Origin of the sequence: Nitrosomonas cryotolerans ATCC 49181 (assembly GCF_900143275.1) — a bacterium.
GTDB lineage: Bacteria > Pseudomonadota > Gammaproteobacteria > Burkholderiales > Nitrosomonadaceae > Nitrosomonas > Nitrosomonas cryotolerans.
The window spans coordinates 857,555-872,718 of the sequence record NZ_FSRO01000001.1; the positions used below are offsets into that span (position 1 = coordinate 857,555).

Below are 15,164 nucleotides of genomic sequence, written 5' to 3' on the forward strand. Positions count from 1 at the left end.
TTACGATAGTTTGATTTTCGCAGTGGTAGGATTACTTTGCAAGTGATCCCGCTCTGTTTTTAGTCGGAGACTATTTCGCCGCGTAATGAATGCGACCGCGCGTCAGTGATTTTAATGTTTACAAAACAACCAATTAGTTCTGGATCAACCGCAAGGTTTACCATGCGATTATTGTCAGTACGCCCACGAAATTCGGCTGCATTTCTTTTGGATACGCCCTCCATTAGAACGCGCTGTGTGGTACCTACCATTTGTCGGCTGATTCTCTGTGCCTGCTGATTAATTTTTGCTTGTAGGTGCTGCAGCCTTTCCAGTTTGACCGCGTAAGGCGTGTTATCCGGTAAATCAGCAGCGGGTGTTCCCGGGCGGGCGCTATAGATAAAGCTGAAGGATTCATCAAAATTCATTTCTTCAACCAGTTGCATAGTGGCTTCAAAATCGGCGTCTGTTTCACCGGGAAAGCCAATAATAAAATCGGACGTCAGTGAGATATTCGAGCGGATTGCGCGCACTCTGTGAATAATGGATTTGTATTCAGAAACCGTGTAGCCACGCTTCATTGCTGCCAGGATACTATCAGAACCAGACTGTACGGGTAAGTGTAAGTGACTGACTAATTTGGGTAGCTTTGAATAGGCGGCAATCAAGCGGGTAGTGAATTCTTTGGGATGAGAGGTGGTATAACGGATACGCTCAATGCCGGGTATCTCATGAACGCATTCAAGCAATAATGAAAAATCTGCAATAGCACCATCGTCCATGACGCCAAGATAAGCATTGACGTTTTGGCCCAGCAAGGTTATTTCCTTAATGCCTTGATCTGTTAATACTGCAATTTCTGTCAGAATATCGTCTAGCGGGCGTGAGACTTCTTCGCCCCGTGTATAAGGAACAACGCAAAAACTACAATATTTGCTGCAGCCTTCCATAATGGATACGAAAGCGGTGACACCCTCTGTTCGTGCGAGCGGAAGATGATCAAATTTTTCAATTTCAGGAAAAGAAATGTCCACCTGAGCTCGGCCTGTCGCTTTGCGTGCGGCGATTAATTGCGGCAATCGATGGAGTGTCTGAGGCCCGAATACCATATCGACAAATGGTGCACGACTAACGATGGTTTTGCCTTCCTGGCTAGCAACACAGCCACCAACGCCAATCAGTAAATGAGGATTGGATGCTTTCAGGTGCCGGACGCGCCCGAGATCATGAAATACCTTTTCCTGAGCTTTTTCTCGTACTGAGCAGGTATTAAATAAAATGATGTCAGCTTCAGCAGGATCGTTGGTTTGTTCCATGCCATGAGCAACACGAAGCACATCGGCCATCTTGTTCGAGTCATACTCGTTCATCTGGCAGCCAAAGGTTTTGATATAAAGCTTATTACTCACAAATAGGGTGTTGGAGTTGCAAATAGGTTATATGATAATTCAATCTGTTGTCTAGGTTGGTTATTTTTCTTCTTTTTTCGCCTGGCTAGTTTCATCAGCAGTCAGGAACCAGATACGATGGACATGCCCCATTATGTCTAGCTGGTAGCGAATAAAACCGGTTTCGTTCAGTGTTGCGGGCAAAATGATTAAATTATTTTTATCTCGAATCTGACTGCCCACACTTAAATACATGGACTGATCATTGATTCTGACTTCAGGAAATGCATATGTCGTCAGTCTACCTAGCTTGCTGTCTGTCGGGAAATTTCGTTGCAATTGAGCATAAACATTAGCGGTCAGATTGATCAGCGTGATGATGAGTATAAACCATATCACCCACAATCCTTTCATATGTTTAGTCAGTTTTACTATAGACAATAAAAAATATGGTGGCGAATCAGGGATTTGAACCCCGGACCAACGGATTATGATTCCGCTGCTCTAACCACTGAGCTAATTCGCCACACGCTTTAATGCGAGACTGAGTATTTTGCCTTTGAGGATGAGGCTTGTCAAGATCGATAATGTGACTTGACAAGGATTTATGTGAATCCATATATAAAGTGTGACAGGCAGTATTTTGTAGTATAAAAAAGATATTCCGATGGTAGGATGGTAGTCATGATCGATGGATGAATCAACATCCGATAGTAGATTATCACACGCGGATAAATCGATGCGATGCGAGACCATATAAAGAAAGTGGCGGCACATTATTATTAGTTATCAAGTGTAAAGGACCTGTATAATCTATTTATGAAATTTGACCTTGTAATTATCGGCGGTGGATTAGTAGGCGCAAGCTTGGTAGTCGCGCTTAAAGGTAGTGGTTTGAAAATAGCGCTGATAGAGTCGCGCGTGCCTGCCTCGCTTCCGGCTGATGCAAGCTGGGATAGTCGGCTTTATGCAATTAGTCCGGGTAGTGCGACATTTCTACAGAATCTGGGTGTGTGGCAGGGGTTAGAAGCCGATCGGATAACGCCGGTTTATGATATGACAGTATTCGGTGATGATGATACGACTCATCTGGATTTCAGCGCTTATGATATTGGTTTATCCGAGTTAGCCTTTATTATTGAGAATCGTCAGCTACAAACGGCGGTTTGGCATGTACTTAAATCCCAAGAACAAGATCTTGAAATTTTTAACCCGGTGCAATGCACTGAATTAGTCTGGCATGAGTCTCATGTTGATGTGCAGTTAACAGATGGCAGTCTGCTTCAAACTGCGTTGGTGATTGGTGCGGATGGGGTCAATTCCTGGGTGCGACAGCAGGCTGGCATCGAAGTTTCGCAGCATGCCTATCATCAAATTGGCCTGGTAGCTAATTTTAGTACAGAACAATCCCATCGTAACATTGCTCATCAGTGGTTTAAGCGAGATAGTGTGCTGGCATTATTACCTTTGCCGGATAAGCGGGTATCCATGGTGTGGTCTGTTAGCGAAGAACAAGCCGCTATTTTACTTGATTTGCCAGCGACCGAGCTATGCCAACTGGTAGCTGATGCTTCCTGTCAGACATTAGGTAATCTTCAGCTTATAACCAGCCCCGTGGGCTTTCCGTTGAATTTTGTGAGTGCAAAGAGGCTGGTTCGACCCCGCTTGGCACTGATTGGTGATGCTGCGCATGGTATTCATCCGCTTGCTGGTCAAGGGGTGAACCTGGGTCTGCGCGATACACGAGAGCTAGCGGCAATATTAAATGCACGCGGCCCGCAAACAGATTGTGGTGACTTCATGCTGCTGCGCCAGTACGAACGGGCACGTAAGGAAGATATTCTGGCTATGGAATTAATGACTGATGGTCTGCAAAAATTATTTAACAATACTAATCCAACACTTGCCCGCTTACGAAATTTGGGGCTGGAAATAACTAACCGTCTGCCGTTATTAAAGAATCGCTTGATGCAACATGCCTTGAGTTAAATGTTCAACCGGCTTTCATTAATTTTATTGGAGTGATCATCGTCATGCGTTTGAGTTTATTGGTTCTAATCTTGCTGGTATACACGCTTCCTGGCATGGTACTGGCTGATCAGTCAGAACTCAGGGAGTCAATCGGGTTACATTTCCCGGTTGATAAAATCGAGAGTTTGAAAAAAACGCCTTATCTGGGACTATACGAAGTAGTGGTTGATGGCGAGATATTTTATACGGATGCAACAGGGAATTATTTCTTTTTTGGTCATGTGGTTGATGGAAAAACTCGGAAAAGTCTGACGGGTGAGCGCTTACAGGAAATTAAAGATGCTCGCCGAATTGCTCTTGATTCCCTCCCATTGGAGCTTGCCATCAAAACGATTAAGGGGAATGGTGAGCGTATATTGGTTGTCTTTACTGATCCAAACTGCCCCTATTGCAAGCAATTGGAAAAGGAATTAACGAAGGTTACCGATGTCACCATTTATACCTTACTGTATCCAATATTGAATGGTTCTGTTGAAGTAGCTGCGGGAATTTGGTGTGCTACAGATCGAGTCAAGGCATGGGATGATTTTATGCTAAGGAATATTGCGCCAAAGGGCAAAGACTGCGAAACACCGTTGGCCACTCTTCTTCAAGCAGGTAAGGAAAACAAGGTAAACGGAACACCAACGCTCATTTTTGCTGATGGTTCGGTGGTAGGTGGAATGATTCCCATTGAGATGATTGTGAAAAAGTTGGATAGCGCAATAAAAAATCATTAAAGGGAAGAGACCTTTGCAAAACCCCAGCAGCTGAAAAATTAACCCTTTATAATCAATAGTAAGAAGCTTTTTATGAGAATTTTTGCAAAAGTCTCGGGAAATGTAGAAGCTAACGAGAGTCTGAACCGTCTGGTTTTTCGCCTGATTCAAAAGAGAGCATGAAAAGTATTGCGGTATGTTGTCAATCATGGAGCCCATGATTGACAACATACCGTAAAAGCCTGTTTATCTGAATAGATAAGCGGGCTTATTGTTGAACCAGTTTTGGTGGCGTGTACCCCTGCGGCATGAGTACCCACATTTTACCTTTTTGTTTCATTTTCCCGGCCTGTTTTCCGGCTTCTGAGCCGAAACCCCAGAAAAAATCGGCGCGTACCCCACCCTTGATCGCGCCACCGGTATCCTGTGCCATCATTAAACGATGTAATTGCTTATTAGAGTTTGGCCAGGTTGTGGCAAGAAATGTGGGAGCGCCTTGAGGTATGGCGCGTGGATCGATAGCGAGGCTTCTGCCGGCCGTCAATGGCACGCCCAATGCGCCCAGTGGGCCCGATAGATCGGCGGGTAGCTCACGAAAGAATACGAAACGTGCATTTTGTTGCAATAATTCGGCCAGTTTGTCCGGATTTCGTTGCCCCCATTGTTTGATGCCTTGCATAGAAGCTTTTTCTAGGGGTAATTCGCCTCGTTGAACCAGTAATTTTCCGATAGAGTTATAAGGATGACCATTTTGTTCGGCATATCCAATTTTCAGGGTTTCACCATTGTCCAGTGCAATCCGGCCGGATCCTTGTATTTGAAGGAAAAACAGTTCGATCTCATCATCTACCCACAGCAGTTCATGGCCCTGTAATTTTTCAGGATTATTCATGATTTCGGCACGACTGTAGTAAGGGACTATTTTACGTTCTTGTAATCGTCCGCGTAGCTTTAAGCCTTTGAGTTCAGGATATATTTCTCCTAATTCAACAATCAGGAGGCTATCTGGTGTAGCATAGAGCGGGTAACGATAGCGCGCAGATGGCTTACGACTGCCTTGCAATAAAGGCTCATAGTAGCCAGTGACCAGCCCATCATCACTGCCGTCTGCATTAATAACTTGGTGTGGAATAAAGTGTGTTTCAAAAAAATGTCTCACCATTGTGTTGCTTGGTTGTTGCATTGAAACCGCAGTTGTACAGGCTTTTTTCCATAATATTTGTTTGTTTAAAGCAACACAGCTTTGCAAAAATGCGGGCCATGCGGGTAAGAGATCGTCTTTCTCCCAACCTGTCAGCGCAGACCATGTAGTTGCTTTAAGCGTCGATATCGTTGGTGATCCGGTCGATGGTGAGATGACAGATGCGGGTGACTTATCTGGCATGACAGTGGGCGTAACGGTATCGGTAGAGCAGGCATTGAGTAATGTGACTAAAAGCATCACAGGAAAACTGAATTGGTTTTTCATCAAATTTTAGCTAGAGTAATATCCTAGAATTTATTAACTAATATAACGATCTTAGAATATGTGGGTAATCGCAATTGAAGCAGTTTTAGCCTTGGGGTTATTTATTTTTATTATGTGGTGGACTATGTTTTCGGGTAAAAAAAAGGATGATGATGACAAGAAAGACTGATGGCTGTTTTTTATCGATCTATATTAAATAATAGAGTACGGCTTAACTGTCTGAGCAATGGATAAATTGTATTCAGTTATTTGATTATACCGGGTTTTCGATATCAATGAATTGATGATGGATATCAAATTTCTGGGCAATGTGTTCTCCGAGTGCTTGTACTCCATAACGTTCGGTAGCATGGTGTCCGGCCGAGATAAATGCTACGCCTGATTCTCGTGCGATATGTACTGTCTGTTCAGAAATTTCACCGGTAATAAACACATCTACTCCGCGTTGAGCTGCTTCTTCGAAGTAGCCTTGAGCGGCGCCGGTACACCAGGCAATGTGTTGAACTGGTTTGTCCTGATCGCCGATGATCATTGGATCGCGCAGTAGAACCCGGGATATATTTTTCCCTAATTCTCGTAGTGTCGAGGGTTGCGTTAATTTTCCTTGTACAGCGATATCCTGCTCACCAAAACGAGCTGTTTCAACCAGACCCAATCTGTGAGCCAGTTGCGTGTTATTACCCAGCTCCCGATGAGCATCCAGCGGTAAATGATAAGCAAATAGATTTAGATTGTGTGCCATTAGCAGAGCAATGCGATGATGTTTTATGCCGACCAGTCGCTCGACTTCTCCACGCCAGAAATAACCATGATGAACGAGTATGGCGTCAGCATTGGCTGCTACAGCGGCTTGCAGGAAATCAAGTGAAGCCGTGACGCCGCTAATTACTTTACGAATTTTATCGCGCCCTTCCACTTGCAGCCCATTTGGGCAATAATCACGGAAATGAGAAATCTCTAGTAACTGATTCAGATAATTCTCAAGTTCATTTCGATGCATTAATGTGTCTCCCAGTTATTACACTATATAACACGATAGTGGTTATTTTAATCTTTAGTACTACTTTTGAATATGCGCAGACTCTGGATAATTTTTGCACAAACTGTAACGATGCTTTTAGCTATATTTTTTGTCGTTTCTACATTGCGTCCGGAATTGTTGCCATGGAGTCCTCGGGGAACATTAGTCACTATTAAGGAAGCAGCTCCTGTTACGAGCACCTTACGGCCAGATAGCTTTTATGATGCTGCAAAGATAGCCATGCCATCTGTGGTAAATATTTTTACCAGCAAGGAAGTGACGGAGCCTTCTCATCCATTAATGAATGATCCCATGTTTCAGCGATTTTTTGGAGATCGTTTTGAATCGAGACCAAGACGATCAACTAGTCTAGGTTCTGGAGTTATTGTCAGCCCAGAAGGTTACATTCTCACGAATCACCACGTGGTAGAAGCTGCAGATGAAGTTGAAATTGCGCTGTTAGATGGTAGAAAAGCCAGCGCCCGAGTTATCGGTTCGGATCCCGAAACGGATGTTGCCGTGCTAAAAATAAACTTGAAGGATTTACCGGCGATAACCTTTGGTCAATCTGATCAAGCCAAGGTTGGTGATATTGTACTTGCGGTAGGGAATCCTTTTGGTGTGGGGCAAACGGTGACAATGGGAATTATCGGTGCGTTGGGACGATCTCAGGTGGGAATCAGTACTTTTGAGAATTTTATTCAAACCGATGCTGCGATTAATCCTGGTAATTCTGGAGGAGCACTGACTGATACATCAGGCAACCTGATTGGTATTAATACAGCTATTTATTCTCGTACGGGGGGTTCTCTGGGAATTGGGTTTGCCATCCCTGTGCATATTGCCCAACAAATAATGGAGCAGATTATTCAATCGGGTAGTGTAACGCGTGGTTGGTTGGGTGTCAGTATGCAGGATATGACACAAGAGTTAGCTGAATCTTTCAAACTGACAAGTCCTACGGGCGCTTTGATAGCAGGGGTACTTAAGGATGGCCCTGCAGATCAGGCAGGAGTCAAGCCTGGGGATATTCTTATCGCTGTGGAAGATAAAGCTGTGAAGAATTCTGCTGACTTGCTAAATTTAGTTGCGGCGCTTTTACCCGGTGAGACTATTTCGCTGGCGATTATACGGAATAAGAAGGAAATGCCCATTCAAGTGAAGGTTGGTAAACGCCCCAAACAGCTATAATCACCGTCATAATAAATCGATTCCATTTCAAACGCTCCGATATGTAACAGTATGGTGTATCAGGAAATAGATATCGCTGTTCCTTGATACACTTGTCTGCTCTGCTTTATCTGAAATATTTTAAGATGTTTACGCACGCTCAGGTAGACAATTAATAGAAATTACGCTTATGACCACTACGCCTTCATCTGCTGGACTTCTTGCTATCCTTGGTCGCTGGTTTAGTATCAATATTCTTGCGCTAGGACGTGAAATGCGGCTTTCTTACTTGCCGCCTCTTATGGTTTATGCTGCCGCAGGTATTTCTGGCTTGACGAGCATTGTCGGTACCTTTTATGTCAAGGAAAGATTGGGCCTTTCGGCGGAATTTTTAGCAGCACTCGGATTCTGGATGATGCTGCCGTGGGCTTTGAAAATGCCGCTGGGCCATCTGGTAGATCTGGTATGGCGATGGAAAAGTTTGCTTGTATATGCAGGCGCAGGGTTGATCACGCTAAGCTTATTAATCATGATTGGATTACTTGGCTATACAGATGCAATGCTCGATGTTGCATCCGTAGAAACCTGGTATGTGACAGCGGCATTACTGGCACCAATTGGTTATGTGCTTCAGGATGTTGTTGCAGATGCTATGACTGTCGAAGCGGTGCCACGAGTTGATGCATCCGGTCAAAAACTGAGTGCTGATAAACGTAAATTAATGCACGTCACGATGCAGACGCTGGGGCGTGTTGCTATCATTAGCGGTGGTATTCTGGTTTCAGTAGCGAATGTTTTCTTGCTACGCGATGCAGGGATGTTGCCAGAAGCTGAAAAGGCTGCTGTTTATTTGCTAGTTTATGAATTGGCTTTGATTATCCCGCTGGTTTCAATTTTAGGTGTTGTTTTTGCTGCTTATTTACACCGACGCGATATGAAGCACTTTATTACACAAGGGCATAGTCATGAGGAAGCGTTAGCATTGCTGGGATTGCATATCGATGCACCATCGGTGAACTGGTGGATTCTGGGTGGTGGATTGGCTTTTACAATTCTGTCATTGGGTATTGGCCTAAGCCGTATAGCGGGAGGAGAGGAAATTATATTTCTGATATCCATGACTATTGTGTTGTTTCTGATGTGGCAGCTTACCGGAGAGCTGGATTCTGATGCACGTGATGTATTGGTTGGAACCGCCTTGCTCATATTTGTGTTTCGTGCGATACCGAGTCCTGGTGCTGGTTCGACCTGGTGGATGATTGATGATTTAGGCTTTGATCAGCAATTTCTTGCGATTTTGTCATTGCTTGGTGCAACCTTGACATTGCTTGGTATGTTTATTTTTCGTCGTTTTATGGCAGAACGTTCCATTGCTTATATTATCGGCTTTCTTACCGTGGTCGGTACCATACTTTCTCTGCCAATCGTGGGTATGTATTTTGGTCTACATGAATGGACTGCTTCATTAACCGGAGGCATTATAGATGCTCGTTTTATTGCGCTGATTGATACTGCACTGGAATCACCACTAGGCCAGATTGCAATGATTCCGATGCTGGCATGGATTGCCAATTCGGCGCCAGAGAAATTGAAAGCGACCTTTTTTGCAGTGATGGCATCATTTACTAATCTGGCCTTATCAGCCTCACAGCTGGGCACTAAGTATATCAACCAATTTTTTATCATTACGCGTGAGGTAAAAGATCCCGTTACGGATCAGGTTACAGTTCCAGCGGATTATAGCCAGCTTGGGAATTTATTGATTACCGTGACGATTATTGGTTTCGTATTGCCCTTATTATCTATCCTGTTTATTAGATATACTCGTTTTCGTAATGCTTGATTTAAGCCACATTTAGCCGGTTATTAGCTTATTTGATATTCCAAATTTTCTAACACTATTTGTTAAATTCAGCTCAATTGATTCTGAAAAGTACCGATATCACTCTCTGTCTTTGTATATAACTTCGCAGTTATAACTATATGTAAAGGCATTATTTTTATAAAAGCTAAATAAAAAAGGAGAGATTGTGAAGAAACTACTTTTGATTATGCTCTTGTCATTTGGATTTACAGGTGCTGTTTATGCGGCAGTTGATATTAATACGGCTAGCCAATCTGAGCTGGAAACGCTTCAGGGAATTGGTCCTGCTAAAGCTAAGGCTATTATAGAATATCGTGAAAAGAATGGATTGTTCGAATCTGAGAGTGATCTGGTTAAAGTAAGTGGTATTGGTTTTGGTATTATCAAGCAGCTCGGAGAAAATATTACCGTTGGTGATAATACGATATCGAAAACGGAAGAGAATGTTGCTGCACAGTAGAAGAATATAAAGCAGTCGTTTAATTCCGATAATAAAAAAACCCTGGATTTTATCCGGGGTTTTTTTATTATCGAGGTAATTAATATGAAAGGAGACTTTTGAAAAGCCTTTGCCAGAAGCTTTCTGCTATTGATTATAAGGAGTTAATTTTCAAACTATTGGGGTTTTGCAAAGCTCTCGAAAGGAATAATGAACCGAGAAATCCAGTCCCAATTTTCTGCTTTATGTCTATCTTTATTGTGGAATTATTCTGGAATAATGTTTCAGGTGTATTAAATTTTAAGAAGTAGAAGTAGAAGTCATGAAAAATGAAGCAGTAGTATTTTGTGATCACTTTGCCGTATGCTGTGCTGCGATTCTGATAGCATGTGCGATAATCTGAGACTGCTAGTTATGAATTGTATAAACCATGCACAAGACGATTGAAAACTTTGTAGGTAATACGCCTTTAGTGAGACTCAAACGTCTCCCTGGTAAAACCAGTAATATTATCCTTGCCAAGCTTGAAGGGAACAATCCAGCCGGATCAGTAAAGGATCGTCCGGCGCTGTCAATGATTTTACATGCACAGCAGCGCGGCGTTATCAAACCTGGTGATACACTCATTGAGGCTACCAGTGGCAATACGGGTATTGCTCTAGCGATGACAGCGGCAATGATGGGCTATCATATGACGCTGATTATGCCGGAGAATTTGAGCATAGAGCGGCGGCAATCTATGCGCGCATATGGAGCAGAGATTATACTGACGCCAAGCGATGGAGGTATGGAGCGCGCGCGCGATATTGCCGAGAATTTATGCAATGAAGGAAAGGGAATCATCCTGGACCAATTCTCAAATTCAGATAACCCCTTAGCGCATTATGAGGGGACTGCGCCTGAAATCTGGCGAGATACCGCAGGAAAGATAACTCATTTTGTAAGTAGCATGGGAACAACAGGAACTATTATGGGGTGTGCCCGGTTTCTTAAAGAACAGAATGCGGCTATTCAGATTGTTGGTGTACAACCAGAGGAAGGGGCACAGATTCCAGGTATTCGTAAATGGTCGCCAGCTTATTTGCCCAAGATATATCACGCTGAGCGAGTGGATAATATTATGTTGGTGTCTCAAGCCGAAGCGGAGGATTTAACTCGGCGATTGGCGCGCGAAGAAGGAATCTTTGCCGGGATCTCGTCCGGTGGTGCGCTGGCTGCAGCGCTTAAGATTTCCGCCCATGTAGAAAAGGCTGTGATTGTCTTTATAGTGTGTGATCGTGGCGATCGTTATCTTTCTACAGGAGTTTTTCCTGCCTGAATAAAATAAACTATATGAGATAGAAATCATATTATTTCTATGCAATATCTTGCAGGAATAATGCTGACCAAGCATTTATCTGGATTGGTAATACGAGATCTGCTTGCTGCCATAGCACTCATGATATTGTTGTCCAGTTCTTCTGTTTACGCGGCGTATCCCGAACTTACATTTACGCTTGATGATGTACACAGTCCTGTGCTGAGTGCAAAGATGATTCGAGTACATCTTTCCGGTTCACAACTATCTCGGCTGGAAGTTCGTATTGGTAAGGTAATGGTACAAGGAAAGGTCTGGCATAATTTGACTCTTTCCTGTTATCAGTTTCACCTAACCAGCCATCTTATTGATTGTACCCGTGGAAAATTATATTTATCCGATTTGGTTGTATTATCAACTGCTTTCCGATTTATTCCGCAAGAAAAAACGATAGAAATTGATATTAATCCTGTTGTAAATGAACATTGGCGGTTTTCTATGCGTTGGGACGAACGTATCTGGCGCAGCTCATTAACCATTATTAATGGCCAATCTCAATATGTTGCACAATGGCTTCCGAATAAAGAGACTTTGCCTCTTTTTAGTGAGGGAAGAATAAATGGAGTGGTGACGCTACATGGAAATGCGCAGGGTTTAAACAAAATTTTATTAGATTTGTCCGTAAATGCGCTCGCCTTTAGTGACCGCTCCGGGTTGCATGCAGGTGAGAACGTGAATATGGCAATGACTGTAATAGCGACACGCGCCGCTCGAAATAAACAATGGGAATGGCAAAGTGATATTAACTGGCTAGGTGGCGAAATATTCTGGCAGCCGATTTATCTTATAGGTAGTGGGCAGCGTCTAAGCTTGAATGGCACTGTAGATGAAAAAAATGTTCAGATACACAAGGGAAAACTTGTATTTGAAGATATTGGTCAATTTGATTTTTCGGGTGTTATGGTGCGATCTGACAATAGGCTACGCGATTTTGAGTTGCGTACAGACAATTTAGAATTATCAAATTTGTTTGATCGAATATTGAAGCCTTTTCTAGAAAACACCGTCTTCTCAGAAATGGAAGTATCAGGTTATGGCGCTCTTGATTGGCGTTATCGTAATGGTCAAAGCGAATCATTAATTTTAGATCTTAATAATGCTTCAGTAATAGATAAGCGGTCGCGGTTTGCATTTGAGGAAATAAATGCGCATATCCCGTGGAAGCGGGAAAGTATGACAACAGCAGATATTAGTATTCTGAATGGCGAAATATTACGTATACCATTAGGTAATGTGCACGTTCCACTAAAAATTAATAATTTTAATTTCAGTTTATCAGAACTTGTTTTGCCTGTGCTCGATGGTGCATTGAAGCTGGAAGAATTCAGTGCTTCGTACCGGGATCATGGCTGGCAATGGCAATTTAGCGGCGAGCTTTTTCCTGTGTCCATGGAGAAACTAACAGCAGCACTGCAAATCCAGAAAATGCACGGTACGTTATCGGGAGTGATTCCCTGGGTGAATTATGACGGGGCAACGATTGCTGTTGATGGTACGCTATTATTTAATGTTTTCGACGGAACCATGGTGGCAAAAAATCTAATATTATTCGAACCGCTAGGTCTTACTCCACATCTTAAAGTAGACTTGGAAATGCGTAATTTGGATCTTGATCTGCTGACACGAACATTCTCATTTGGAAGTATGCAGGGACGTATTGATATGGATATGCATAATCTTGAGCTGGCCAGCTGGCGGCCTACAAAGTTCGATGCGAATTTGCTGAGTAGTCCTGGGAGCTATCCACGCCGAATCAGTCAAGCCGCAATACAAAATATCTCGGCATTGGGTGGAATGAGGGCAGCAGCTATCATTCAGCGTAGTTTTCTGCGATTTTTTAAAGAATTTGGCTACTCAAAAATAGGATGGCGTTGTTCATTACGCAATAATGTTTGCCGTATGGGTGGAATCGAATCTGAATCAGATGGTTATGTCATTGTGAAAGGTGGTGGTGTGCCAGCTATTACTGTGATGGGCTATAATCAGGATGTAAGTTGGCACGAGTTGGTTAACCGTTTAAAACGAGTTACTCAGGGAAATGATCCTATTATTCAATAGAGTACAAGATGAAGAGTAATTTTTTCTGTATCAGTTTGTTGGCATTGATTGGCTTGATTTTGTCAGCGTGTGTCACCATTAATATCTATTTTCCTGCTGCTGCCGCTGAAAAGGCAGCTGACAGAATTATTGAAGAAGTGTGGCAACTGGAAGGCACGGAGGCTGTGCGAGAAACAGATAAAGTCGTACCTTAAGATTCTTGATCAAATTATTACATTATTGAGGTGACAACATTGAGTAACCCCATTTTTCGTTTGTTAGTGTGGGTGATATTATTTTTGGTATTACCTGCTTTAAGTTATGCGGCTGCAAATATTGAGATTAATACTCCTGCTATTACCAGTCTTAAACAGAGTATGCAGAATCGGCATAATCAGTTAGCAGCATATTATAGCAGTGGTGCGGTCGGCCTTACCCGAGATGGACTGATAGCAATGCATGACGCTAATGCGGTGCCATTAGCAACGAGGCAGTTAGTAAATTCCTTGATTGCAGCAGAGAACCAGGATAGAAATGCTCTTTATCGTGAGATTGCTCGTGCTAATAACCATCCCGAATGGGAGAGTGATATTCGTGCTACTTTTAGTCAACGCTGGATTAAATTAGCCAAGCCAGGATGGTGGTACCAGACGGCAAACGGTTCTTGGGTAAAACACAGGTGAATTCCTAACGTTGAGAAAGATGAGATGCTAGCTTATGAAGGTGCTGACTATTTTATTTTTAACAGCAACGGGTTCCTTGAGATTTGATCGTAATTTTTAAAAATATCTGATATCAAAATCTTTCTATTTATTTATGCTTTTTAAATTTAGGTTGTCGTGCAAGGAGGCTATGCCAGCCTCCTTTTTTGAATCAATTCCTAATCTCGTTCACCCGAGAACGCAAGCAATAACTGCAATAAGCTAATGAATAAATTATAAATGCTAAGGTAAATACCTAAGGTCGCCATGACGTAATTGGTTTCTCCGCCATTAACGATTCGACTGACATCAAACAGAATAAAGCCGGAGAACAGTAATACAGCAACCGCTGAGATAGCAAGCGAGAGGGCGGGTATAGCAAAAAACAGATTAGCTAACGATGCAATTATTATGAGGACAAGTCCTACCATAAGGAAGTTGCGCATAAAGCCAAAATCTTTCTTTGTTACGGTTGCAATCGTTGCAAGCGTAAAGAAAATTACACCAGTTCCAGCCGCAGCAATGCCTATCAGTTGTGCGCCATTCTTAAAGTGTAAGGCATATTGCAGCATGGGACCGAGCCACCAGCCTGCCACAAAAGTGAATGCAAAGAGTAACACGATACCCCAAATGCTATTACGTGTTGCGCTGACGGCAAACATCAAACCGATCATGACAGCTAACATTACTAGGGATCCGATGATTGGAGATTGAGCGAGAAATGAGAAATTCATATTGGTTCCAATGGCCGCACCAACAACGGTTGGAATCATGGTCAGGCCTAACATCCAATAGGTGTTACGTAATACTTTATTGCGCTCAGCGTCAAGCTTTCCTGTTTGTGTTGCAGATGTTGTATATCGTAGATTAGATTGCATATAAACCCCCCTTTGTACCTAAAAAATATAACTCATTAGACTACCCATATTTTTTAAAAGTTGCAATTGCATTTTTAATCTAAAATCAGATAAATGGTCTTGGTTATCCAGGTTGGAAATGTGCGCTTAGAAG

General features: G+C 42.8%; 14 protein-coding genes and 1 tRNA gene. 9 read left to right on the forward strand and 6 right to left on the reverse strand.

Annotated elements, in window-relative coordinates:
* Positions 1 to 59 precede the first annotated feature (59 nt).
* From miaB to BUQ89_RS03800, 3 genes are all read right to left on the reverse strand, one after another.
* On the reverse strand, positions 60 to 1,388 hold the full coding sequence (gene miaB / locus BUQ89_RS03790) for a tRNA (N6-isopentenyl adenosine(37)-C2)-methylthiotransferase MiaB (RefSeq protein ID WP_028460624.1): 1,329 nt from the start codon (positions 1,386 to 1,388) through the stop codon (positions 60 to 62).
* 60 nt (positions 1,389 to 1,448) lie between these two features.
* Positions 1,449 to 1,766 (reverse strand): hypothetical protein, encoded by a 318-nt coding sequence (locus BUQ89_RS03795; protein ID WP_245812886.1) that lies wholly within the window; start codon positions 1,764 to 1,766, stop codon positions 1,449 to 1,451.
* 51 nt (positions 1,767 to 1,817) lie between these two features.
* Positions 1,818 to 1,893, reverse strand: a tRNA-Met gene (locus tag BUQ89_RS03800).
* Between the two features lie 293 nt (positions 1,894 to 2,186).
* Here BUQ89_RS03800 and BUQ89_RS03805 point away from each other — a divergent pair.
* Together BUQ89_RS03805 and BUQ89_RS03810 are read left to right on the forward strand one after the other, a co-directional pair.
* Positions 2,187 to 3,356, forward strand: coding sequence for a UbiH/UbiF family hydroxylase (locus tag BUQ89_RS03805; RefSeq protein WP_028460626.1), 1,170 nt, complete (start codon positions 2,187 to 2,189; stop codon positions 3,354 to 3,356).
* 44 nt (positions 3,357 to 3,400) lie between these two features.
* On the forward strand, positions 3,401 to 4,117 hold the full coding sequence (locus tag BUQ89_RS03810) for a DsbC family protein (RefSeq protein ID WP_036572403.1): 717 nt from the start codon (positions 3,401 to 3,403) through the stop codon (positions 4,115 to 4,117).
* 247 nt (positions 4,118 to 4,364) lie between these two features.
* Here BUQ89_RS03810 and mltA read toward each other — a convergent pair whose 3' ends face one another.
* Complete coding sequence (gene mltA, locus BUQ89_RS03815) at positions 4,365 to 5,564, reverse strand: murein transglycosylase A (RefSeq protein ID WP_028460628.1); 1,200 nt, start codon at positions 5,562 to 5,564, stop codon at positions 4,365 to 4,367.
* A 253-nt stretch (positions 5,565 to 5,817) separates the two neighbouring features.
* Positions 5,818 to 6,564, reverse strand: coding sequence for a Nif3-like dinuclear metal center hexameric protein (locus BUQ89_RS03820; protein ID WP_028460629.1), 747 nt, complete (start codon positions 6,562 to 6,564; stop codon positions 5,818 to 5,820).
* Between the two features lie 72 nt (positions 6,565 to 6,636).
* On the opposite strand from BUQ89_RS03820, the gene BUQ89_RS03825 reads away from it, so the two are divergent.
* The 7 genes from BUQ89_RS03825 to BUQ89_RS03855 all read left to right on the forward strand — a co-directional run bounded on the left by BUQ89_RS03825 (position 6,637) and on the right by BUQ89_RS03855 (position 14,135).
* Positions 6,637 to 7,776 carry a Do family serine endopeptidase gene (locus BUQ89_RS03825; RefSeq protein ID WP_028460630.1) on the forward strand — a complete coding sequence of 380 codons (1,140 nt, stop codon included), beginning with the start codon at positions 6,637 to 6,639 and terminating at the stop codon, positions 7,774 to 7,776.
* A gap of 169 nt (positions 7,777 to 7,945) precedes the next feature.
* Complete coding sequence (locus BUQ89_RS03830; RefSeq protein ID WP_028460631.1) at positions 7,946 to 9,598, forward strand: MFS transporter; 1,653 nt, start codon at positions 7,946 to 7,948, stop codon at positions 9,596 to 9,598.
* Between the two features lie 187 nt (positions 9,599 to 9,785).
* Positions 9,786 to 10,079 carry a ComEA family DNA-binding protein gene (locus BUQ89_RS03835; RefSeq protein WP_028460632.1) on the forward strand — a complete coding sequence of 98 codons (294 nt, stop codon included), beginning with the start codon at positions 9,786 to 9,788 and terminating at the stop codon, positions 10,077 to 10,079.
* A 409-nt stretch (positions 10,080 to 10,488) separates the two neighbouring features.
* Positions 10,489 to 11,376 carry a cysteine synthase CysM gene (cysM, locus tag BUQ89_RS03840; RefSeq protein WP_028460633.1) on the forward strand — a complete coding sequence of 296 codons (888 nt, stop codon included), beginning with the start codon at positions 10,489 to 10,491 and terminating at the stop codon, positions 11,374 to 11,376.
* A gap of 39 nt (positions 11,377 to 11,415) precedes the next feature.
* Entirely contained in the window at positions 11,416 to 13,473 is a 2,058-nt protein-coding gene (locus BUQ89_RS03845; protein ID WP_051537472.1) for a hypothetical protein, read from the forward strand.
* Between the two features lie 8 nt (positions 13,474 to 13,481).
* Positions 13,482 to 13,667, forward strand: coding sequence for a hypothetical protein (locus BUQ89_RS13460; RefSeq protein WP_028460635.1), 186 nt, complete (start codon positions 13,482 to 13,484; stop codon positions 13,665 to 13,667).
* 39 nt (positions 13,668 to 13,706) lie between these two features.
* Positions 13,707 to 14,135 (forward strand): YdbL family probable chaperone protein, encoded by a 429-nt coding sequence (locus tag BUQ89_RS03855; protein ID WP_028460636.1) that lies wholly within the window; start codon positions 13,707 to 13,709, stop codon positions 14,133 to 14,135.
* A gap of 197 nt (positions 14,136 to 14,332) precedes the next feature.
* On the opposite strand, the gene BUQ89_RS03860 is transcribed toward BUQ89_RS03855, so the two are convergent.
* Positions 14,333 to 15,031, reverse strand: coding sequence for a Bax inhibitor-1/YccA family protein (locus BUQ89_RS03860; protein ID WP_028460637.1), 699 nt, complete (start codon positions 15,029 to 15,031; stop codon positions 14,333 to 14,335).
* Positions 15,032 to 15,164 lie beyond the last annotated feature (133 nt).